Origin of the sequence: Microcoleus sp. Pol8_D6 (genome assembly GCF_036700965.1) — a bacterium.
Classification (GTDB): Bacteria; Cyanobacteriota; Cyanobacteriia; order Cyanobacteriales; family Microcoleaceae; genus Microcoleus.
Genome location: NZ_JAUBPW010000050.1, coordinates 18090 through 42165, shown reverse-complemented (window position 1 = coordinate 42165; position 24076 = coordinate 18090). Strand labels below are relative to the sequence as shown.

At 48.8% G+C, this 24076-nt stretch carries 15 protein-coding genes; 11 read left to right on the top strand and 4 right to left on the bottom strand.

Features of this window, described 5'->3' with window-relative positions:
• On the top strand, positions 1-1691 hold a 1691-nt coding region (locus QUA10_RS19615; protein WP_333084714.1), incomplete at its 5' end, for a CHAT domain-containing protein.
• A 138-nt stretch (positions 1692-1829) separates the two neighbouring features.
• The gene (locus tag QUA10_RS19610; protein WP_333084715.1) at positions 1830-3608 is read left to right on the top strand and encodes a GmrSD restriction endonuclease domain-containing protein; all 1779 of its coding nucleotides are present in this window, start codon (positions 1830-1832) and stop codon (positions 3606-3608) included.
• A 225-nt stretch (positions 3609-3833) separates the two neighbouring features.
• Here QUA10_RS19610 and QUA10_RS19605 read toward each other — a convergent pair whose 3' ends face one another.
• Positions 3834-4742 carry an Rpn family recombination-promoting nuclease/putative transposase gene (locus QUA10_RS19605; protein ID WP_333084716.1) on the bottom strand — a complete coding sequence of 303 codons (909 nt, stop codon included), beginning with the start codon at positions 4740-4742 and terminating at the stop codon, positions 3834-3836.
• A 669-nt stretch (positions 4743-5411) separates the two neighbouring features.
• Between QUA10_RS19605 and ccsB the strand changes: the two genes are divergently transcribed.
• From ccsB to tilS, 3 genes are all read left to right on the top strand, one after another.
• Entirely contained in the window at positions 5412-6482 is a 1071-nt protein-coding gene (ccsB, locus tag QUA10_RS19600; RefSeq protein ID WP_333084717.1) for a c-type cytochrome biogenesis protein CcsB, read from the top strand.
• Positions 6483-6763: 281 nt separating this feature from the next.
• On the top strand, positions 6764-7189 hold the full coding sequence (locus QUA10_RS19595) for a KGK domain-containing protein (RefSeq protein ID WP_333084718.1): 426 nt from the start codon (positions 6764-6766) through the stop codon (positions 7187-7189).
• A gap of 127 nt (positions 7190-7316) precedes the next feature.
• Positions 7317-8462, top strand: a complete 1146-nt coding sequence (tilS, locus tag QUA10_RS19590; RefSeq protein ID WP_333084719.1) for a tRNA lysidine(34) synthetase TilS — start codon at positions 7317-7319, stop codon at positions 8460-8462.
• On the opposite strand, the gene hmpF is transcribed toward tilS, so the two are convergent.
• The 3 genes from hmpF to QUA10_RS19575 form a co-directional block, all read right to left on the bottom strand.
• Positions 8459-10204: a pilus motility taxis protein HmpF gene (gene hmpF / locus QUA10_RS19585; RefSeq protein ID WP_333084721.1), complete on the bottom strand. Its 1746-nt coding sequence runs from the start codon at positions 10202-10204 to the stop codon at positions 8459-8461. The genes tilS and hmpF overlap by 4 nt on opposite strands.
• Before the next feature lie 303 nt (positions 10205-10507).
• Positions 10508-10633, bottom strand: a complete 126-nt coding sequence (locus tag QUA10_RS19580; RefSeq protein ID WP_333084722.1) for a hypothetical protein — start codon at positions 10631-10633, stop codon at positions 10508-10510.
• A 597-nt stretch (positions 10634-11230) separates the two neighbouring features.
• Positions 11231-11692 (bottom strand): hypothetical protein, encoded by a 462-nt coding sequence (locus QUA10_RS19575; protein ID WP_333084723.1) that lies wholly within the window; start codon positions 11690-11692, stop codon positions 11231-11233.
• Positions 11693-11986: 294 nt separating this feature from the next.
• On the opposite strand from QUA10_RS19575, the gene QUA10_RS19570 reads away from it, so the two are divergent.
• From QUA10_RS19570 to QUA10_RS19545, 6 genes are all read left to right on the top strand, one after another.
• Positions 11987-13225: a response regulator gene (locus QUA10_RS19570; protein ID WP_333084725.1), complete on the top strand. Its 1239-nt coding sequence runs from the start codon at positions 11987-11989 to the stop codon at positions 13223-13225.
• A 489-nt stretch (positions 13226-13714) separates the two neighbouring features.
• Positions 13715-13924 (top strand): hypothetical protein, encoded by a 210-nt coding sequence (locus tag QUA10_RS19565; protein WP_333084726.1) that lies wholly within the window; start codon positions 13715-13717, stop codon positions 13922-13924.
• On the top strand, positions 13924-14457 hold the full coding sequence (locus QUA10_RS19560; protein WP_190661936.1) for a chemotaxis protein CheW: 534 nt from the start codon (positions 13924-13926) through the stop codon (positions 14455-14457). Before QUA10_RS19565 ends, QUA10_RS19560 begins: the two co-directional genes overlap by 1 nt.
• 147 nt (positions 14458-14604) lie before the next feature.
• Complete coding sequence (locus tag QUA10_RS19555; RefSeq protein ID WP_333084727.1) at positions 14605-17697, top strand: methyl-accepting chemotaxis protein; 3093 nt, start codon at positions 14605-14607, stop codon at positions 17695-17697.
• A gap of 57 nt (positions 17698-17754) precedes the next feature.
• Positions 17755-18657: an HNH endonuclease gene (locus QUA10_RS19550; RefSeq protein WP_333084728.1), complete on the top strand. Its 903-nt coding sequence runs from the start codon at positions 17755-17757 to the stop codon at positions 18655-18657.
• 51 nt (positions 18658-18708) lie between these two features.
• Positions 18709-24012, top strand: a complete 5304-nt coding sequence (locus tag QUA10_RS19545) for a response regulator (RefSeq protein WP_333084729.1) — start codon at positions 18709-18711, stop codon at positions 24010-24012.
• Positions 24013-24076: the final 64 nt, after the last annotated feature.

The following is a 24076-nucleotide window of genomic DNA, read 5'->3' as shown; positions in this document are numbered from 1 at the left end:
CACCAACCATTACTCAAAATCCAGTACCGGTCTCAAATTTGCCACCAGCACCAACCATTACTCAAAATCCAGTACCGGTCTCAAATTTGCCACCAGCACCAACCATTACTCAAAATCCAGTACCGATCTCAAATTTGCCACCAGCACCGACCATTACTCAAAATCCAGCACCGGTCTCAAATTTGCCACCAGCACCAACCATTACTCAAAATCCAGTGGTTGCGCCTGCTGCTGCGCCGATAAATCTCGCACCGATACCGACACCGGAGCTCGCAGCCAACCAGCCACCCAGCACAAATCGTTTATTTTCGCCTAGCTTGCAAGAGCAAAACCAGATATCTAATTCCTTGCAACAGCGCATTTCACCTCCCGCGTCTGGGAATCTTAACGCTTCCAATTTGTCAACTAACGTGGGCGCCGTTATTTTTCCCGTCGAGGAGAGATTTACCAGGGAGTTTGCCGATTACCTAAATTTGCCATCAACAAATGCGATCGCCACCTTAGAAGATGCCCAAAATACCCTTCGCAGTGTACAACAAGCCACAGGCATCAAACCAGCTCTCATTTATATCAGCTTTGTACCCATGGGTTCTAGAGTCGATCGGCCTGACAGCAGTTCCTCCATCTTGCGCGTAGAACAGCAAATTCAAGCCTCTGACGAACTGGAAATGATGGTGATCGCCCCGGAAGGTGTGCCCGTTCGTCAGCGCATCCCTGGAACCTCTCGCGCCCAGGTAATGGAAGCTGTTCGGAAATTTCGCGATGAACTGACTAATCCGGTAAAGCGCAAGACTAAAAGTTATTTGCCTTTGGCTCAGCAACTCTACCAGTGGATGGTAGCGCCACTCGAAGCAGAACTGCAAGCCAAAGGCATTGAGAATTTATCTTTTATCTCAGATATGGGGTTGCGATCGATACCGATGGGTGCGCTGCACGACGGTAAAGGCTTTCTGGTAGAGCGTTACAGTGTTGGATCGATGCCGAGTCTGAGTTTGACAGATACCAGCGCCACCAATTTCAAAAATACCCAAGTTCTGGCAATGGGGGCGTCGCAATTTGCAGATATGAGTCCTTTGCCCGCGGCGGAAATAGAAGTATCGACCATCACCCCGCAGCAGTGGCCGGGCAAGTCTTTCTTGAATGAAGCTTTTACCCTGGCTAATTTGAAATCGCAGCGCCAGCAGTATCCTTTTGGGATGATTCACTTGGCTACTCACGCCGAATTTCGATCGGGAGACCCCAGCCAATCCTTTATTCAGTTGTGGGATACTAAACTGCGTTTAAATCAGTTACGACAAATGGGATGGCACAGCCCGCAAGTGGAAATGTTAGTTTTGAGCGCTTGCAGGACTGCTGTGGGCGATCGAGAGGCCGAGTTGGGCTTTGGCGGGTTAGCCGTGCAAGCCGGGGTTAAATCGGCTATGGCGACTCTTTGGTATGTCAGCGACGAGGGCAGTTTAGGATTGATGGCGGAGTTTTACGGGCAGTTAAAAACTGCTCCGATTAAAGCAGAAGCACTCCGGCAAGCGCAATTAGCGATGTTGCGCCAAGAGGTGCGAATTGAAGGGGGGATGCTGCACACTTCTGGTGGCAATCTGCCGCTACCTCCGGAATTGGCAAACGTGGGGAGTGAGAATTTTTCTCATCCTTATTATTGGTCTGCTTTTAGAATGATTGGTAATCCTTGGTAATGAGGTTTGTTTTAGTCGATCAACCTTTTGACTGTGCGGGCGATCGGCTGTTAGCAAATTTGCGCTATAACTGTCGCATAATCTTCGAGCGACAGTAATATAGTATTATAAAAATCTTGACTTATCGGGAGCGGGAGTATGAGCATTGTTCCACGCGGCATGACAGTCACTGAGGCTTATCGGCTCTATCGGTCAGGTAACTTATTGGTAAACAGAAAGTATCAAAGAAAATTAATTTGGTCAGTTGACGAAAAAGAAAAACTGATTGGAAGCCTTTTAAAGGGATATCCAATCCCTTTGATTCTACTAGCTGAACGTCCTCAAGTTCATGGAAGTGGAAAGTATGAGATCATAGATGGTATGCAGCGACTTAATGCTATTTGTGGTTTCATTGAAAATTTATTTGCATTTAAGGGCAGGTATTTCGATCTTAACGAGTTCTCCTATGCCAAACAATTAGCTGATGACAAGGTATTTGAATTTGAAGAAAGTTTAGATAAATTAGATAGAAAAGAATGTGCAGATATTTTAGATTATCAGCTTGCAGTAACCATTTACACTGCAATGGATGAAAGCGACATAACAGAGGTTTTTGGCAGAATAAATTCCGGTGGTAAGCATTTAAGCAACCAAGAGAGACGACAAGCAGGTGTAACGACATCATTCGCAGAAGTGGTTCGTACAATTGCTATGCAGTTGCGGGGGGATGATACTCGGAAAACGCTTCGCTTATTTGATATGCCCCAGGTTAGTATTGATTCCAAACAGAATAATCAAGGTTATGGGATTCAAGCAGAAGACACTTTGTGGTGCAAGCAAGGAATTCTTAGTATAGCTGACCTGCGTGATAGTAAAGATGAAGATATGATAGCAGATATTGCAGCATCGATATTACTTAATCAACCTCTAAAAAGAAGCAGAGAGAGGCTAGATAGTCTGTATGATGAAGAGAGCAACGAATTCCAGTTAATAGAGAATAGTCTTGCAACGTATGGCTTCAAAAAACTAGAAGAAGACATTGTAAAAACCTTCTCCCTTCTGGGAGGAAGTATTGAAACATATAGCTCAGATAGTAAGTGTTTACAAAATATCGTAAACCCAGGCATTAATAATCCAATACCGCAGGCTTTCTATACAATATTCATGGCATTTTTTGAATTAATAATTGATTCAGAACTTCGACCTGCCAACCCTCAAAAGATTATGCAAGCACTCAAAAAGCTTCAGCAGAAGTTACAGCTAAGCAAGCGATATGCAGCGATAACGGATCGTATTAAAAATATTAATCAAACTAAGGGACTCATACAAGACTACTTCGCGAAAAAAGATAAATCCACTCTAGGACAAGGTGCTGAGTTGATACAAACATTCAAAAATTCCTTACTTCGTTCTCGTATAGAAACTGCTAAGTACGAGTGCAAGCAAGGTTTCCTCGATCTGTCACCAACAAGTAGAAAACTAAATGATGGTTTACCCCAGAGACTTGTTGAGACAATTTGCGGAATTGCCAACTCCGATCCCGATACAGATGGATATATTTTCATTGGAGTAGCTGACAAAAAGGAAGATGCAGAAAAAATTAAAAAATTAGATGAGATTAATCCTATTGAAATCAATGATAGATATGTTGTAGGAATTGATAGAGAAGCTAAGTTTTTAGGTAAAACACTAGAGGATCATGTTGGGATATTAATTAATGCCATTAAAAAATCTGCTTTGACAGACCCCTTAAAAACTCAGGTTCTGACGAAAATTGATACTATATGCTACAAGGGATGTTCTGTGATTAGAATAAATATCCCATCCCAAAAAGAGGTTTCATTCGTGGGTGAAAAAGCTTTTATTAGAGAGGACACTTCAACTGTAGAAGCTAAAGGGCAAAAACTAATGGCTGTTTTTCAAAGTTTCCAAAAGTAGTTTACGAATATCAGAAAAGCCCGATCGCCCAAAACATCTTCCACCATCATCAATCCGCTTCTAATCCGCCGGAATCATCCCCGATCGCACCCTTAATATCCTCTCAGCAACGGCGGATGCACCAAAAAAAACCCAAAACCCAGGAAGTAGAGGGGGAGTAGGTTTGATGTGTTTGTGCGCGTAAATGGCGCGATCGCCCCCTCAAGTGCAATTCCTAACCTCGTTTCACTCTCCCTGCGGCAAATTCTCCAGCCAAACCTCTAAATCCTCGATCGACTGAAAATCTAACAATTCCTCTGCTAGAGTTTCAATTTGCTCGATCGACAAATCAGCAATTCTAGTGGTGATAGATTCCGGTAATGTTCCAACTCGCCGATTTAACAGACGGCGATTTAACAGACGTAAAATCAAGGCTCTTCCTTCTTGTTCCCGCCCTTGCACAATGCCTTGTACAATGCCTTGTTCAATGCCTTGCTCGATGCCTTCTTCCTTAGCTTCCCGATAAAACCGAGTTTCCTCAAGCGTAATCCCTAACATCGCCTCTGCCTCCCTTCGGTTCAAATTTGTAAACTTGTAAACCAGTATTGTCGTCAGCATATCTATTATGGCGCGACTCGCTGCCTCAGATTCCTCCCGCTGCGATCGCGCCAACAACAATCGCGCCGCTTCCGGCGTACTCGCTTCGTCGATCGTCGTCAACGCCATCAGCGCCACCCCCAGCGGCAACTGTTCAATCTCCCCCAACTCATCCAAATATACCCGATGCACCTGATTGCAGTTCAACAGTGATCGATACGGATGTGTTTCTGATTGTTCAGTCGATCGACTCGGATAAATTACCACCGCTTCCCAATCTGTAAATCGCTGACGGTTGCGATAAAAATACAAAAACGACTCACCAAACAATCGCTCATAAAGCAATTCATCCCGCTGAAACTGCACCTCACAGAAATATACAACTCCAGGCTCAGCATCCGGCGGCAAAAACACCCCATCAATTTCAAACTTCGGTTCCTTCACAGCAACGGAGTCAAATCGATACTGTTCCGCATTCGATGGTGACTCTTCCAATAGCTCAAACAGCAGCGTCGGAGCTTCTTGAAATAACTTGTAAAATATTGAATCTCGACGCATTAACCCAACATCTCCTCTAACCTATGCAACTCATCCAACCGTCAGTCGATTTTAGATTTTAGATTTTAGATTTTAGAATTGACTCGCCTTGATAAATCTGGGAGGTTGAGCTTTGGTCTAAAATTTGGGGAGTATCCACAACCATTGTCGGGGGCTTCCGTTTTTTTGCTGGTTGCAAAAACAGCAAGTCGGTAATCTGATCAGTCAATTCTAAAGGATTCCAGATAGCCCCAGATCAAAAAACATCCTATATTTTCAGTCCTAGACGCACTCCCGACAAAGAAACGGGGTTTTTTACTTAATCTTCGAGTACGAACGAAGGATTTTCCTAAAAAAACCCGGTTTCTGGCCCCCCGTGCGTCAGTCATAATTTTGTTAATGGGCGATCGAATTTCGCCCATCAGCATTCCGTGTTTCCTTATTTGGAACTCGTCCAACCTCAAGTCCTCAGCCAGAATCAACAAGTGTGACTTGACGGGGTGACACTCGTCTGGTGGGTCAATAGTAGCTTGTTTGATGCGTCCGCGCGATCGCCCACTCGCACCTCAACAACCGCCAACCACTCATAATTGCCACAAAAATTCAAAATCCCAAACCCAAAACTGCCCAACCCCAGTACGATCGATCTAGTTAGCAAAAATAAGTAAAAACACTACCGGAGTAATTTTTATGGATCTGGTCGTACTCCAGAACTGGCTGGACAACATCTCCTTTGCCATTTTGTTCTCAACAATGCTCATTTACTGGGTTGGCGCAGCATTCCCCGGCATTCCCTACCTGTCAGCGCTAGGAACCGCAGGAATGGCCGTCGCCAACCTATCCATCGCCGCTTTACTCGGTTCTCGATGGATAGAAGCCGGCTACTTCCCCTTAAGCAACCTCTACGAATCCCTATTTTTCCTAGTTTGGGGAATCACCGCCATCCACCTAGTCGCGGAAAACATGAGTCGTTCCCGCTTAGTAGGAGTAGCCACATCCCCCGTAGCAATGGCAATATCCGCCTTTGCAGCCCTGACTCTGCCCGCCACCATGCAATCTGCAGAGCCCCTAGTACCCGCCCTCAAATCCAACTGGCTGATGATGCACGTTAGCGTCATGATGCTCAGTTACTCAACTTTAATGGTAGGAGCGCTACTGGCGATCGCATTTTTGATCGTCACCCGCGGCCAAAAAATCGAACTCACCGGTAGTTCCTTCGGCACCAACAGCAACCGCAACAGCAACTACCGCCTCCAACGCCCTCAAAACCCCGAACCTCAAAATGCAGAAACCAGCGCCGACAGCGCATTAGCTTTCAGCGAACCCTCTTTCAACTCCAACAATAACGGTTTGGGCACCACCGCAGTGCTCGAATTAGCCACCGTTCAAACCGCATCAACCTCCCCAACTCAAACCGCAGAACTTCTCTCGCCCCAGCGATTGAATCTAGCAGAAACTCTTGATAACATTAGCTATCGAATCATCGGTTTAGGATTCCCCTTACTGACAGTTGGCATTATTGCCGGTGCGGTTTGGGCTAACGAAGCTTGGGGATCGTACTGGAGTTGGGACCCGAAAGAAACTTGGGCGCTAATTACTTGGTTGGTATTTGCTGCCTACCTGCACGCCCGCATTACTCGTGGCTGGCAGGGAAGACGCCCAGCAATTTTAGCAGCCACAGGTTTTGTGGTAGTTTGGATTTGCTATCTAGGCGTCAATCTGTTAGGCAAAGGTTTACATTCCTACGGTTGGTTTTTCTAATTCCTGATCCATCAATGGGCTACAAAAGAACAGGATAAGTCAAAGAATCGGGATTAATATCATCTCCGGTTGTAGGGTGGGCAATTCCCACCTTACTCAACCAGCGAGATTCTAATAATTAACTCTCTCTTCCTTCTTCCCTTTTTTTACCGGCTCAGCTTCGCCGAAGACCTTTCTTCCTTCTTATAACTTCGGTCTTCCTAACATCCGTTACATCCGTTGCATCCGTTACAAAATCCGTTGCCGAACTTCCTTCCTTCATTAAAATAAGGACAATTAATATGGACGAATCGCCAATATTTCCCAAACAAGACGATGTTGTGTCTGCCCCTACCAGCGCTTTGATGTATCAATGTACATTCAAAGTCAGCGAATTTATGGCAATTATGCAGTCAAAATTGGTAGACGAAAAATTATTTTCAGACGGTCTGGATTGCGAGCTATTAAGTGCTGGCAAAGACTGGACTAAAGGAAAACTTAGAATGCGTCTGGAGTTCATTCCGCTGGAACCTGAAATCAAAGAGCAAAAAGCCCTTCCTGCCGCTGCCGAAAGATCAGACACCCTGCAAAACTATGCCGTAGATAGCTCAAAGCAAACCGATATAGATGAGCCATTAAATCAATGTGACTCAACAGAAATAAGTAATAATTTTCCTATTTCTAGGTATCCAGACCGCGACCCCCAAAGTATAGGAATGTGGAGCTAGGAAGGCAAAGACTGAGAGATTGGGAGAGGGGGATGCTTCCCCTTCTTTGCTCAAAATCCATCGGTTCAATTCCGTACACGGCTCGTTGTTTAACTTCCTTATTTTTGCTTAATGAAAAACTGCTCTCATGGCTGAATCTTCCCATTGGACGCACCTGCACGCTCAAGTTCACAGGACGCTGCTGTACCGAAAAATATTGCCATCAAATCAGCGATTGCTAGTAGCAGTATCCGGCGGACAAGATTCTCTGTGTTTGATTAAATTACTGCTAGATTTGCAGCCAAAATGGGGGTGGAACCTAGCGATTGTTCACTGCGATCATCGTTGGCGTTCTGACTCGCAAGCCTCGGCCAATCATGTAGAACAATTAGCTAAAAACTGGGGAATATCCTACTATTTGGAAACAGCATCGGACATCCCCAAAACAGAAGCAGCCGCCAGAAAGTGGCGATATCAAGCTTTAACCGAAATTGCGATCGCCCACAACTACCCCTACATTGTTACAGGCCACACAGCCAGCGATCGCGCCGAAACACTCCTCTACAACCTGATTCGCGGCAGCGGTGCCGACGGACTTTCCGCCCTCACCTGGACACGGCCGCTGCTCGATTTTCGATGGCCGATTGCCGATTTTAGATTGGGGAATTCCGGCGAAAATCCCAATTTCCAAATACCTGGCGATTTTAAATTGGAAAATCAGGATGAAAATTCCCAATCGAAAATCCAAAATCTAAAATCTAAAATCTATTTAGTTCGTCCCTTGCTCGAAATAACTCGATCGCAAACAGGTCAATTTTGTCAAGAGCAAAAACTACCCATTTGGGAAGATTCCACAAATCAAGACTTGCAATATAGTCGCAACCGCATTCGATCGGAATTATTGCCTTATTTGGAAACTCATTTCAATCCAAAAGCCCAACAAGCGCTAGCTCAAACAGCCGAACTCCTCCGCGCCGACGTAGAATATCTCGAACTTGCAGCCAGCGACTTGCTACAGCGAGCAATGTCTGCAATTGCAGACAGCCCGCAGGTGAATTTTCAACTTCCCGTCAAGTTAAATCGCCCGATTTTGCGGGAAGCACCGCTGGCCTTGCAGCGACGGGCAATGCGGCAACTACTCCAACAAATATTGCCCTCGGCGCCCAGTTTTGAAAGCGTAGAAAAACTAACCAGCTTAATCGTAGCGCCCAACCGATCGCAAACCGATCCATTTCCTGGAGGAGCGATCGGTCGAGTCGAACACCCTTCGATAATTTTAGATATTAAATTTTAAGCTGTGATCAAAGCCGAAAGGACTTGCCGCAAATCGGAAACTACCCGATCTTGCTCCTCTCCTGTCTGCTGCACGCGATCGAGTTCTCCCGCCGCCGCTTCGAGCTTTTGGCGTAGCGCAGTCAAATTGTCCTGCACCGGCTGCAACATTTCTTGATAAACATTCACCCTGCCCCAGAGTTGCGCCACTGCACCTTTCTGGTTGAACAAATTCTGCTCTAACTGCTTGAGTTCGTAGCGTTTCGCTTCACTTTCCCCATTTTGGCGGTTGACATTTGCCTCAATGTGGGATATGGATTCCCGCACCTGCTGAATTTCGTTTTCCAGTCTTTGCAATTCTTGGCTTTGCTGCTGCCGCTGAGTATCGAGCTGTGCGACAATCGGCCCCAAATCAATATCTCCTCGCTCTTGTTTTGAAGAATTAGCAGTACCCAGCCGTCGCCACAGCACCGCCTGATGCTGCTTCAAAACATCTTCCCGTTCCTGCAACCGGAGGCGCTGTCCCACCAGAGTTTCGTTTAACATCTGATAACTTTCGAGTTCATCTGCCATTTCATTTTCCAAAGCCATGCGATCGTACTCGCTAGCAGCTTGAATTTTCCCCTGCAGCTCCTCGATTGTCTCCCGCTGCAGAGTCAACTCCTCCTCTTGATCGTTAACAAACCGGAACACCTTTTCCAAATCCTGTTGTAGGTGTTGCACCAGCCCCTGTAACTCATCAACAGGCATCTTCTCCAAAGCTGACACATCTACTTTCTGCTCCGTACCCGCAGCACCCGAAGCAGATGCGAGCCTGGAAACTTGCTGGTAAAGATCCTCAACAGCCCGCACCTGCAAAGACACGGACTGAGCCTGATCCTGCTTAGCGCTGAGGGTACTTTGCTGCCCTTTAAGCTCCGCCCGAGCTCCGGCCAAAGCATCTTGAGATTGGTACCACTCTTGCCAGCGGTTTTGGAGGCTCTGATTTTGTCGATCGACCTCTTCTTGTTGCTGTTGGGCTATGCTTTGTTTTTGCTCCAATTGCTGCCAGTGCTGATCCAGAATTGCCTGTTGAGCGCCCAAGGCACTAAAAGACTGATTCAGTTGTTCCCGCACCCCATGGGCCGAAGCAATTGCCCCTCCCAGCTTCTGCATCAACTCCTGAATCCTCTGCGTCTGCTGCTCATCAACTACTGCCCCCTGGGGAACCTCAGACTGCTGCTGGGCCACCCGTTGCTGCTCGCCCCGCAACTGTTCCCAAGCCGTCTCAATTTCCACACGACTGCGATCGACTTCTTCTCGCAGTCGGTTAGCTTCATCTCGAGTATTTTCAATTTCCGAACGCTGAGCCTCCAGCCGCTCCAACTCCTCTTCCATTTGAGCCAACTGCTCTTCGCGGGCTTGCATTTCCATTTCCCGGCGATTGAGTTCCTGACTCGAAAACGTCAGAGAAGCCTTCCACTGTTCAATTTCCTCTTCCTTATCCTTAAACTTGTCCTGCAATCGCGAGAAATTTTGCAGAATGCTCACCAACTGGCGGGCCGCCTCCTGAATCCGCTGCACTTGCTTGCTAGCGCTCAACTCAACCAGCACCAGCGTGCCGTCGTTAAACTTATTAGCTTCCTCAACTGGGATCGCGTCATCACCTGGTACGGCGCTCCAGTTATGTTCGCCCCGCTGACAAGCTAGCAGTTTCAGTTCAGCCTTACCGCCACCGAGACCAAAGCCGCTTCTCTGTTTTTGTACTTCCGCTAGATACAGCACACTAATAGTCCTCTGCTTCGTAAAACCTATCCCAACTTACTTTAAGTTACTTAAAGGCCTAAAAGATAAGTGGTGTTTACTTCCTACGCTGTTGGGTAGACGGCTAATTCCAACATAAGTAGGCTATCCCCCTTAAGCCAAAGGTTCTTGACTAAACATAACACTGCGTGTGATCTTTAGTCAACTTACCTAAAGTAAACAAGTATAGGCAAGTAAGAATAACTTTTTGCCAATTAAGTCTTACTTTTTGGTGTCGTTTGCCCAATCGGGGGATAGCATTTTTTTCTAACTTTTCTTTAGCACTCACGCATAGCACGTTCTCACGGGAGAACTTCCAGAAAGTACGGCTGCCGCCAGTTGTCTGGAGGAATGAGAGAGCAGTACCAATGCCGCTTGATTAAAGACTAGCAAAACTTCGGAGACTGCCATAGGCAAAACCTGAAAAAGCTCAATCGATTTTAGATTTTAGATTTTAGATTTTAGAGGCGACCCCACGAATAAATGCGGGGGCTTGAGGATTTTCGATTTTCGATTTTGGATTGATTCCACGGATAAATCCGGGGGCTTGTACCATGAAGAAATTCGTGGTCAGTCCTGGAACATCCCCACGTCTAAAGCCGGGGGATTATTACCTATCTTCAAGACGACAAAGAGACATTCAAATATCCCTCTACTCACTCAAAAAAATTTACTTCTCCCGAAGCGCAGATTTGCTGAGTTCTTCATATTGTTAAGGTTGAACGTGACCTATGCTGCAATGATTTGCCCTTTAACTATTCCGAATGAATCGGATTAGTGCGTTAGCGGGGTTGCTCGCCCTCTAGGATATTTCAATGGGTTGAAAATTATTCTGACTCTGGCGAATTGCTCTGTGCCAATTATACCACCCTGGTTTTAGCAACACAATCGTTTCACGAGACTGAAAAGTCCCTACCGACTGATCCCCAAGTCTAAATCCCCATGTCATTAGCCCAGGGCTTGCCTCTGGCGTTTCGATCCAAAACTTTCTATTGATTTTACAACGCTTTAGTTATGGGTCGATCGTGAAAAAAGCCGTTGCTGCCCCCAAGCTGGTGCCTTGCTCCGGCGGACTAGGGATTTGAACCGCGCTGCCTTAGAATAAGGTAATGACGCGAGGCTAGGACGATCGCCGCAGGCGAGCAAAAAGGTTGATCGGCAGTGAGGGGTTTTCCTGACAATTGCCAACAAAGGTTCATTTTGACTGCACCTGATTTTGCTGTGGCAAACCCAAAAAAAACCTTGATCGCAACTCATCCAACCCAACAGACTAGCCTCACATTCCCCATCGGGGTTCGATCGGCACTTGCTGCTGGTAGCAGCGGTAAAACCAGAGAATCCTCGGTATTTTGAAGTTGACCTACGCCAAGATGCGTTGGAGAAACTGACGGCATACTCAGCCAAAAACTTCAAAACTTTGGCGATGGAAGACTTGAACCAGTCGGGAATGCCAGCGTTGCACAGTCGCACGATCCCGTGCAATCGTGCAATGTGGATTCTACGAGTTTAGGCAACAGTGGGAATACTTGGGAATACTAAGGTGAAACTCTACACTTAGAGAATGCCGCGAGTTTCGCGGTTTCAGCTTGTGGACTGGTAGCGCGGCCGAGGATCGGCAGCAAGTATCGCCCTTTCGTCAATGCCCAATTGTGAGATCGGCATCAGCGCGTAAATTATTGACGGAAACTAAAGTCAATCTTTTCGCCAGCACACAGTCTTTCCGAGCTCAGACGCCAACGGTTTTAAGGAGGATACTTTAGCTGCATGCAGGGAAATTTGAGTGAAATAGACATCCGCAGCATCCTGCAATTGATTGAGTTAGGTCAGCGAACCGGAGAACTGTTCGTAGAGGCCTACACCTCCACCAGCAGCAGCACGGGTACTCAACCTACCCCGCGCTCCCTTGCAGGACAATCCTGGTATGTCTTCTGCTTCAACGGTCAGATTATTTACGCTACCCAGAGTGCGGGCAGTTTGTTTCGCTTGCGCGACTACCTGCGCCGCTACAAAGCAGATACCGCCCTCGACAAAATCCAAGTTCCCTATATGGCATCTACCAATGCCCCAGAATACGGCTACCTATGGGCCCTGCTAGAAAACCACATCCTCACCCCAGCTCAAGGGCGCAACATCATCCAGAGCATGATCCACGAAACCCTATTTGACTTGCTCAGTCTCCACCAGGGTTCCTTCACTTTTGAAATGGGTCCAGCTTTGGCTCCTCAACTGACCAGCTTAGAAATTAGCTCCCTGCTGGCCAAGATTGTCAAACAGGTGCAGCAGTGGAAGCAGTTTCACCCTCACATTCAGTCGCCCAACCAATGCCCGGTGATTTCAGACCCCTCCGAGCTGCGAGTCGCGCTGCCTGTCAATACCTTTAATACTCTCAGACGCTGGGCCGATGGGCACACTTCGATCCGCCAAATGGCGCGCTACCTCAACCGAGACGTACTCACTGTCGCTAAGGCGATTTACCCCTTTGTGCAGCAGGGATTGGTGCAAGTATTTTACGAACCCTCTGTTGCCCCTACCAACAACAAAAAAGAATGGTCGTCCCCAGAAACTAAGGTTCCTAGAGTTGTCTGTATTGACGACGACAATACTATTCGCAAAACAGTCGAGTCAATTTTAAATGAACACGGTTACGAAGCTACTACGATCGGCAATCCCCTCCAAGCCCTGAGTTTGGTGTTTCCACTCAAACCCGATTTAATTCTGTGTGATATCGCCATGCCAGAACTCGACGGCTACGAAATTTGCGCTATGCTGCGTAGTTCTAGCGCTTTCCGCCAGACGCCGATCGTTATGCTGACGGGCATCGACGGATTTATCGACCGCGTTAAAGCCCGCATGGCCGGAGCTACAGACTTTTACACCAAACCTTTTGGTGAAAGCGAGTTATTGATGCTGGTAGAAAAATATGTGGGTCCGGGCTACCCTCGGGTCAATCTCTCAGAAAGATTATTAGACCGATCGCTAGAAGACCAATTAGAAGAAAAATAAATTTCGCACCCATGCCATGATGGGAGCTTTTTTGTACCTGCGGTTAGATCGAGTCTCGGCCGCCACAAAGAGAAAGCTGGGGGTACTATTGGCGATCGCACCATAAACTAGAATGTATAAATCCGCGCGCTGGCATAAGGGCGTCGGTAAAACTCTGTTCAATTTCTAGGCCCAAGTGGGTCTAACAAGCTCAAAGTGCAAATATAATATACTTGTTCTCCACTTGCAGCCGCTCCGAAAAACTGATGCACAGAACTACTTATTGCTAGGTATTTCTGTACAAAGTCAGAGAGTGCAATTGTCAGTCTTAAGTGACTCCGTTCATGATTGTTGCGACACCAGCCAGGTCAACAACTCCTCGCTAATCCGAGTATCGGTTTAGCATTTATCGCAGAAATTACCCAGAGTTTTACCAATTGAGACGGCGGTGGGAGTACAAAGTGAAGCTTTAGGGGTTTCAAATTAATTGTTCGTAGTCGATGGGAGCTAATGTGCCAGCAAAGGTCGCGCGGATTTATTGATGGCAGTCAATTATTGACGGAGCAAATTTATTGCCAAGGATCTCAGGCAGTCGCGCCATTCACCCCTTGGCTGTGTCAAGCTTGGCTGTGTCAAGTTTCGACCATCGAAGTTTCGATCGGGTTCTTCTTGGCGGGAAACCTCAACAATTTGCTAGAAATGCAGGTGTCAGAATTATGATTAGCGGTAGCCCAGACTTTATATTACCAGGACTAGGCGTAGATCCGGCTCCGGAATTCCAAGAACTAGAAACTCCCGAAGGCGAGCTGCACCTGCGGTTCTACGTTCCTTCGGGGAACGAGTTCGCACTGCCAGCGACAGGGATTAGAGAGGTACTATCCCCTTCCCCAGACCGCATGACACCGATCCCCAACGTTTCCTCTTTGCTTTTAGGTACGCTAAATATGAGAGGACGAGTGATTTGGGTGGCAGACCTCGGCCAATTTCTGGGAGACCAAACACCTCTGAATACAGATAGACCCGAAATCCCGATCGTGGCTGTGGAAGACCAAGACACGATTTTGGGGCTGGCAGTCGATCGAATTGTGGGGATGGACTGGCTCGACGTAGAGCAACTGCACTCTCAGAACAATGCACCAGACGGCATGATTCCATTTCTGAGGGGAGAATGGATGTTAGGTGCACAAGCTCAGAAAGTGCTCCGACTGCTAGATCAAGTGAAAATTCTGCGCTCGGCGCGGTGGGCAGCGTGAAATCGATTTTAGATTTGCGATTTGCGATTTTCGATTGAGGTCTAACCATCAACAGTCACACGACTTGAGGCGCGCATCTAAACATTCAATTCAAGATAAAAATCAAAAATCTCAAATCTAAAATCTAAAATCCAAAGAGGGCGGCAAATGGCAACAAGTACCAACTTTCAGCAGGACTACCAACGGGCAGAAGCGGCCTACATGGATGGCAATTATTCAGAAGCCGCAGCCCTAGTTTATCAATTAGTAGAAGATTTTCCCGAAGACCCCAGCGCTCGCCTGCTGTGCGGACACATTTATTGCTACGGACTGCAACAGTATGAGGTGGCGCGGGAACAGTACACGGTTGTGCTAGGCCTGAGTGATGACCCGAGTTTGGTGGAACACGCTCACAACGGAATTACCTACACAGACCAATTTTTATCTGGAGAGCTGCAAACGGAAAATTTCGAGGCTTTGTCTGCTGAAACTGAATTAGAATTCTACCCAGACTTATCTCTTGATGAAGGGTTAGAAGACCCGGATTTGGGACTTTTCCAAGGAAATTCCCCATCCCTTTCCTATACAAGTCAATCCCCAGACGAAATGGAAAACGAGGACTTGGCAGACTTGGGCATGAGTGGCTTGGGGTGGGAAGCAGAAGACGACGATGGCGCAGGCTCAGTCCCAGATTTAGCCTCACATTCTAACCCATTTGGTGGCGACAGTGGCGGAATGGCAGCTTATGCTGAGAACTCCGACTCGCTAGACATAGACGAGTTTGCCGACTCGGACTTTGGAGACCCTTTTGCCTTAGATGATGGAGGGTTTGATGCTGCTGACTTGTCTAGCAGCAAAGTCTCTGGGAAAAGCGCACCTTACTCAGGAGATTCGTTTTCAGAAGCTCCGACTCAGATGCTCAACGGTCAAAGTTTTGCCTCTTCAGAAACCGGGAATTCCTTCGACTCGAACCAGCTAGACTCCCCCATCGGGCACTCGGATAATTTTGGCGAACCTTTTGCTGCGCTCGATTTGCCAGACGAATTCGACGATAACTCCGACTACGACTACCAAGCCCCGCCCCAGAGCGGCCAAAATTACGGTCATAACGCACCTGGGGCCGAAGAGGAAGACCCGTTTGCCGAGGCGATGCCCTCGTCGGGTTTCGGGTCTTCTCGACCTCAAAACAAACAGCCGAATAACGGGTCGGACTACTCGTCAAACTATTCGCTGGCGGAAGACGAAACGCTGTTGATGGGAGGTGCTGTCCCCAACTCTCAAAGTCAAAGGTCGAGCCGGGGACAATTTAATTCAGTCGAGCCAGCATCCTCCAACAGCAACGGTTACAGCGACTCGGAACCCCCGGCATTTAGCTCTAGAGACAACTTCGAGTTAGATGCTTTTGAAGACGACGCTTTTAGCGATTCTTTCTCTTTTGACGAAAACGAACAAGCGACAGCTTTCGGGGCGTCCGACAAGAACAACAGCGCCTGGTCGTCAAAAACTGGGAACGCTCAAGAACACAGCGACTTTTTAGACGAATTTGACGAATTTGACGATTTGGGAAATTTGCCGGACTTTGATATCTCAGAAGATGCCACCAGTTCGATCTTGACTAGAGGTAACACCAATTTCGGCAACTCGACCAGCGGCATGATGGGAACGACTGGCAGCAGCCTGGACTTTGACAACAGCGATGGCTCAGCAATTCGGGATGACGAAATATTTAGCATAAACGGGCCGGCTGATACGTCGGTGCCGAGTTTTTCTCCCAGCGAAACAGAAGCGCTCGATACTTCGGTAACAGTAGAACAGGGGGGACTGGCTTTCTTGGAAAATGCCCCTTTGTTTACAAAACAGTTGTACACGGCAATCGGGGCGGGACTGGTTTCTCTGGTAGCTGTGGCTTTCGTCACCAACATTGCCTCCTATCAAGCTTTGCGGCAAGACAAACCGGAGGCGATCGTTTACCTGCGCCAAACAGGCTGGGTAATGACCGCAGCCGCAGGCTTTACCAGCTTTTTAACTTCTTGGGGCATCGGCCAGTTGATCGCCAAGCAGGTACGCAAGTCGTCGGACAATTTGCAAGCTCAGTTCGATGCCGTATCTCAAGGAACTTTGGATGCTCGCGCTACGGTTTACTCGGAAGATGAATTTGGTAAAATGGCTGCTAAATTCAACCACATGGCGAAGGTCATCCAAACCACGATTAGCGATACTAGGCGCAAGTCTGACGAGCAGGAACAGGCAAAAGAAGACTTGCAGCGCCAAGTGATTCGCTTGCTAGACGACGTGGAAGGAGCCGCCCGGGGTGACTTGACGGTGACTGCAGAAGTGACCGCAGACGTTTTGGGCGCTGTTGCTGACTCGTTTAACTTGACAATTCAAAATCTGCGCGAAATTGTCCATCAGGTGAAACAGGCGGCTCGGGAGGTCAGCAAAGGCGCTACGGATAGTGCCAAGTTTGCGGGCGATTTGTCTTCCGACGCGCTGCGACAAGCTGAGGAACTGGCGGCAACGCTGAATTCGGTGCAAGTCCTCACCGATGCGATTCAACGGGTCGCAGAGAGCGCTAGAGAGGCGGAAGAAGTGGCCCGGGGCGCGGCGGCAACGGCTCTGAAAGGGGGCGAGGCTGTGGAGCGGACGGTGGCCGGGATTTTAGAAATTCGAGAAACTGTAGCAGAAACCACGAGAAAAGTCAAGCGGTTGGCGGAAGCTTCTCAAGAAATTTCTAAGATTGTGGCTTTAATTGCGACGATCGCCTCCCGGACGAATTTGTTGGCCCTCAACGCCAGTATTGAGGCGGCGAGAGCTGGGGAAGCGGGCAGGGGTTTCGCGATCGTGGCAGACGAGGTGCGACAATTGGCAGACCGATCGGCTAAGTCTTTGAAAGAAATCGAACAGATCGTGATGCAAATTCAAAGCGAAACCGGCGCGGTAATGACGGCGATGGAAGAAGGAACGCAGCAGGTTATTGAGGGGACAAGATTGGCAGAACAGGCGAAGCGATCGCTTGAAGATATCATTCAAGTAACTAACCGAATTGACGTGTTAGTGCGATCGATTACTGCCGACACTGTAGAGCAAAACGAAACAGCTCGCGCAGTGGCCTCGGTGATGCAAGCAGTAGAGCTGACCGCTCAGGAAACATCCCAAGAAGCGCAGCGAGTTTCCGGTGCTTTGCAAAACTTGGTAGGCGTTGCTCGCGACCTTTTGACATCGGTGGAAAGATTCCGAGTAGAAACAGCAGAAAGACAATAATCAATTGTCTAATGCTTTTTTTGCAGGCTGATTTACAATCAGATTAGTGTGGCAATAATGGCATACAAAAAGCAACCTCGCAGTCTTGAAACCGCTGCGGGGCTGCCAATTCAACACCTAAAGGAAGTAGGAGTTGCACAGATGAACTATCAAACAGTAGAGGTAATTCCTGGCCTTTTTGGTGAAATTCAGCCGACGGGCTGTATTATCTCTACTCTCGCTAAATCTAGTAGTGGATATGCAAACAAGAGACTTCGCATTAACGGTAAATGGAAAACTTTTAATGTCCACCGTTTAGTATTAGAAAATATTTTAGGTCGACCGATCATATCCGAATACTTTGCTTGCCATACTTGCGATGTCCGCAACTGCATTAATCCTAACCATTTGTGGGAAGGTTCTAGGCTAGAAAATTCTCAAGATAGGTTTAAAAAAGGACGCATTAAAGATGTCGGAACTACATCTGCGCCGAAACCTCAAAAACAACTGCGACGCCAAGAAATAATTCCCGGTATTCGGACCCAAATACAGCCGAAAGGCTGCATGATTTGTACCTGGGCTAAAAGAAGTGATGGTTACGCCATTAAGGGTACTAAAATTAATGGTAAAACAAAAAGTTTCTACGCTCACAGACTTGTACTGGAACACAAACTGGGACGGCCTGTTAAACCCGGTTATTTTGCGTGTCACAGTTGCGACGATCGCGGTTGTGTCAATCCTGACCATTTGTGGGAAGGAACTCCCGCTGATAACTCCCGCGATGCTATAGAAAAAAACCGCTTTCCTTTCGTTCCTGGCAATATCTGCCCTAACCGCAAACTAAAACCCGAACAGGTGCGGGAGATTCGCTATCTTTTAGGTGAGGCCATCTCGAAAAGAAAAATAGCCAGGACATTTGCGATATCTCACAGTCAGATTATTCTCTTGGCAAGGGGCGAGATCTACAGAGACCTTCTCTAGAACTACTAACATAGACCCAATACAATAACGCTTAAAATCAGGAATAAAACTATGCTACCGGAGCAACAACAGAGGATAATGGGCTACTTTATTGAGGAGGCAAAAGACCACCTCAATACGATCGAGCAAGGCTTGCTGAATCTGCAAACCACGATCGAAGACCCAGAACTGGTCAACGAAGTATTTAGGGCCGCTCACTCTGTCAAAGGAGGAGCAGCAATGCTGGGGCTGACCAGCATTCAGCAAACAGCTCACCGACTAGAAGATAGTTTTAAAGTATTAAAAGAGTGCAGCGTTAAAGTAGACCAACAGCTAGAGTCCCTGTTTCTTCGAATTTTTGACACATTGCAAGGGCTGTTAGAGCAACTGTCGGGGCCTTTTGGACTGACAGAAGAATTGGGAGAACAGATGGTTCGAGAATTAGAACCAGTATTTGAAGAACTTAATGGGCACTTGGGGGGACTTGTTGGACACGGAGAATACCATGCATACGAGAGCAGCGCTCTGGCCGTACCCGAACCAGTGATGGCGGGGATGGGAGTCGGGGCGTTGGCCTCATCAAGGAGTATTCAGGATTCGCGGTCAGTTTACGCACCTGATGCCAGAGCAACAGAAGACAGCGCGCTGCAGCTAGTATTTGACTCGGACGTGCCGGCGAGGATGCGGGAACTCCTGCAAGAGTTCAAACAGCCCGAAGGGCCAGAAAGCAGGCGGCAACTCAAGAACATTTGTCGGAACTTGCTCAGGGCGGGGGAAGAATTTGAACTGCCCTGCTGGATAGAATTGATCCAAGCTGTATCCAAGGCGATCGCCAACCCAGACAATACCTACCGTACCTTAGCCCCAACGGTGATCAAAGACATCAAACAAGCGCAAGAACTGGTAATTTCTGGTCTAGAATCGTCGATCGCACCAAGTGCAAAACTTCTGGCGCTGCAGCCGGCTGTTCTGGTTCCAGAAACAGATTTTGAAGATTTGCTGGCCTTCGCTCAACCGAGTAAATCCGGGAAAAATGTGGTTTCTGTTGAGGATGAGGCCTGGGATCTGGTGGGTTCGGGCGATGCCCCGGATGGATTGAACAAGTTGCTGCCGACTATTTCGGGGCTGAGTATAGACGAGCTGTTCGACCAACTCGACAGTGGCGACAGCAACGATGACAGTGGCATTCGATCGTCCCAGTTCGACGCGGATTCCGCCTTCGCAGAATCGGATATAGAGACGGGTGCTTTTAGAGGCTCGACCCGCACCGGCCCGGAAGTGGGCGCGGCAGAACTCAACACTTTAGCTGACTTGTTTGACGGCGAGTCGCCGGATCTCGACGGCGCTTGGGAAGAAGAAGAAGACCTCGACTATGCACAGTCTTCTGGGATATCGGCGGGAATGCTGGGGTCAGACGATGACAATTCCGGCGATTTTACTGATTTGTTGTTTGACGAATACGATGCGGAAAGTTCCGAAACGAACACGAAGCCTCCGATTGATGACCTGACGAGTTTGTTTGGGGAGGATTTGCTGTTTGGAGAGGAGGCAGAGGGCTCGGCAGTAGCTGTCGGTCAGAAAAATGCGGGTTCGAGCCAGCGGTTAACTCGCAAACAGGTTAAAACCGGTAACGGTAAGCGCGGTTTGGAGCGGCGAGACGAGACGGTGACCCCAGCCAGGGGACAAGCTGACGAAGATGCTCTCGGTACGCTTTTGGACGAAGTGGCTGCCCAAACTTCTGCAGGTGGTAGGGACAATGCTGATTTCGAGAACTTGTTCGGCGATTTAGGCTTATCTGAGGCAACAGGTGGGCTGGCAGTCTCTTCGGAGTATTCCCTGAAGTCTGAGGCTTTAGACGGAGAATCGAAGAAGCCTGCGGCAGGGGAGGGCAATGATTCAGCGGAGGCCGAAGCGGTTGGTCTGCCTGAAATCGATGATTTCGAGTTGTTCTCTGAGCTTGGCGAGGATTCGGATTTGAGCGAGTTGTTGGGGATTACTTCTAATTTCCTTTCTTCAGAAGACGAAGGTGGGGAGAACGGGGGCGATCGATCTCAAGCTGCAGGCACCGCACAAAATGAGGAAATGGGCAACGTTCTTAACATGACATCAAATTCTGATTTAGATATCTCTGCGGATGAAAACTGGCTAGAAGATGCTTTCGGCATGGAAGACGAGTCTGTGCAATCGCTCAACCTGGAAGTAGACGATACGGATTTAGATGCGCTGTTTGGGGATATGACCTCGGACGCGATTTCTGAGGATGAACAGACTGTGCGGGATCGGCAAGGAGCTGCTACTTCCCGAGAAGCGGCAGATTTGGCTGAGCTGTTCGGTTCTGTACCTACGGGTACCGAGTATGACGGAGAAGCTTCGGGGCAAGCCCGTGGGGATTGGCAGAATGATGAGGATTCAGAATTGCCGAGTGCGGATGTGGGAGTTGATGAGGGCGACTTGGGGAGTTTGTTCGAGAACAATGGTGCGAATATTTCCGACCAAGGCTTGACAAATTCTGCAGCGGTTGAACTTGGGGCTTTGTCCGACGATCGTCCTGAGTCGGAAATTTCAAATGTCGAATCTGATGAGGGCGCAGCTTTCGATTTCTTGGAGGATATGTTTGGGGAAGGCATGGTGCAGCAGGGGGATGCTGGATCGGCGCCAGATGACGGCGCTGCGGATGTGAAGGAGTTGTCTGCCCAACCTGCCGATGGTTTGTTCGACGAGGTGAGTGCGGATTTGTTTGATCGAGCCGAAACAGATGCCGCCGGGGAGTTTGAGGGCGAAGATGATTTGTTTGATGCCCTGGAAACAGATTTTTCGAGTGTGGATTTAGAGGCACTGCCTGCAGAATCTCTCGATGGTATGTTTGATGGGGATGCTGACTTGCTCTCGGCGATGGAAACCGGGGCTACTCTCAACAACCAAGAGTTGGAGGGTTTTGACGATTTGTTGGATTCGATCGATGCTGAGGTTCTGGTGACTTCGGAACTGACGACGGGCTTTTGGGACGCTGAGGACGAGTCGGCCCAGACCGATTCCTCGGAGTTAGAAGAGGGGTCGCTGGCAGACTTTTTTGGCGAGGGCGAATCAGGTGATGAGGATGCCGAAGGCAATTTTGACGATTTAGAAGCACTGTTAATTGCCGGGGGTGCGGGAGCTGTCATAGCAGCTTCTGGGAACACAAATCAGAGTCCGGTAAATACAGAAGTTTTCTCGGATCTCGAAGAACTCCTCAGCGAGAGCGCAACTATGCCGGAAATTTCTGCACCGGCGACAACTGCCAGTAAAGCTTCGCGCGCTGCTGCCGAGGAGAGCGACGACGAATTTGGCGATTTGGAAAAACTTCTGGAAGATCCCAAGGACAGCGGCCGCCAAGGGGAAGGCAATATGGGGCCGTCGGCGATCAACAGACCCAGACGGAATGCCCGCGCGGGCGGGTTCGGCGACCAGACGATGCGGGTGCCAGTCAAGCAACTGGACAACCTCAGCAATTTGATGGGGGAACTGGTTGTGAACCGCAACAGTTTGGAGCAAGACCAAGAACGGATGCGGCAGTTTTTGGACAATTTGCTGCACCAGGTAACGCTGCTGAGCGATGTGAGCCAGCGGACTCAGGATTTCTACGAGCGGAGTCTTTTGGAGATTGCTTTGCTGGCAAACCGGCAGGGACACCGATCGGCCTGGCGCTCTGAGGATTCGGCGCACACTAGGGAAAGTGCTTGGAGACCGGAGGAAATGGACAGGTTTACTCCTTTCCACAGTTTGGCTCAGGAGATTATTGAGCTGATCGTGCGGGTACGGGAGTCGGCGGCGGACATTGAGTTTTTGGTGGATGAGGCTGATCAGGTGACTCGCCAACTGCGGCAAGTCACTACTCAACTGCAAGAAGGTTTAACTCGCGCCCGGATGAAGCCGTTTGCGGAGACGACGGACAGGCTGTTCCGGGCGGTGCGGGAAATCGCGATTAAGTGCGGCAAGCAGGCTCAATTGCAGGTTGAGGGTAAGGATATTTTGATCGACAAGATGATTGTGGATCAACTATATGACCCCATGACTCATTTGGTGAACAATGCGATTACTCACGGGATCGAAGCGCCGGAGGTGCGTCTGGCTGCTGGGAAGCCTGCAGTCGGCAGGATTACGATTCGCGCTTTCCACCAAGGGAACCAAACCGTGGTTTCGGTTTCTGATGACGGGGCCGGAATTGACCCGCAAAGGGTGAAGGCGAAGGCGATTAAGCAGGGTATGCTGACGGCGGCTCAGGCTCAGAGGATGTCTCGCTCAGAAGTTTACGATTTGCTGTTTATGCCGGGTTTCAGCACTCAGGAACAGGCGACGGAGTACGCCGGCCGGGGGGTCGGTATGAATGTGGTGCAGACTTCGTTGCAGGAAATTCGAGGCACTGTGTCGATCGATTCAACCATCGGCAAGGGGACTGTGTTTACCATCCGTTTACCTCTGGTGTTGAGTATTTCTAAGGCTCTGACTTGCATTAGCGATCGAGCTCGCATTGCTTTCCCGATGGATGGGGTCGAGGATATGATCGATGTCCCTCGCGATCAGGTGACGACGGGGGCGGACGGTTTACCTTGCATTGAGTGGCGGGGTCAAAGCTTGCCGTTCCGGCCGCTGCGGGATCTGCTGGCTTACAGCCGCCATTTGGGTCGGGGCAGTGTTTACGGGTTCAATACTGACGATGACATGATTTCGGTGATCGTGCTGCGGTCTGCTGGCAATTTCTTGGCGGTGCAGGTGGATCAGGTTTCGACGGAACAGGAAATTGTAATCAAGCCGTTGGAAGGGCCGGTGCCGAAGCCGATCGGGATTGCTGGGGCCACGGTGCTCGGAGACGGTCGGATCGTGGCAATTGCGGATGTTCTGGAGCTGATCGATTTGGCTACTGGAAGGCTGCGGAAGGACACTGGCGGTACGCTTTGGGATGAGGGCGATCGGGCTGCTGCCGAGGCGGAACTCGAGAAGACTGAGCCGACTGTGCTCATTGTGGATGACTCGATTACCGTGCGATCGCTATTGTCGATTACTTTTGAGAAGTCTGGCTATCGTGTGGAAGAAGCTCGCGACGGTAAGGAAGCTTGGGAAAAGATGAAATCTGGTCTGCCTTGCGATATCGTTTTCTGCGATATTGAAATGCCGAGAATGGACGGTTTGGAACTACTTTCTCGGATGCAGAAGGATGCGGTTTTGTGTGAATTGCCGATCGCGATGTTGACTTCTCGCGGTGCTGACAGACACCGCCAAATGGCTTACAGTTTGGGCGCGAAAGGTTATTTCACTAAGCCTTATTTGGAGGAGCAATTGCTTGATGCTGCTTCTCGGATGTTGAAAGGCGAGGTTGTTGGTGCTCCGGTTGGTGTGTAATGTGTAAATCTACGTTTCTCTGCGGTTGAAAAAGGTAATTTCTTAACCGCAGATAAGAATTGAT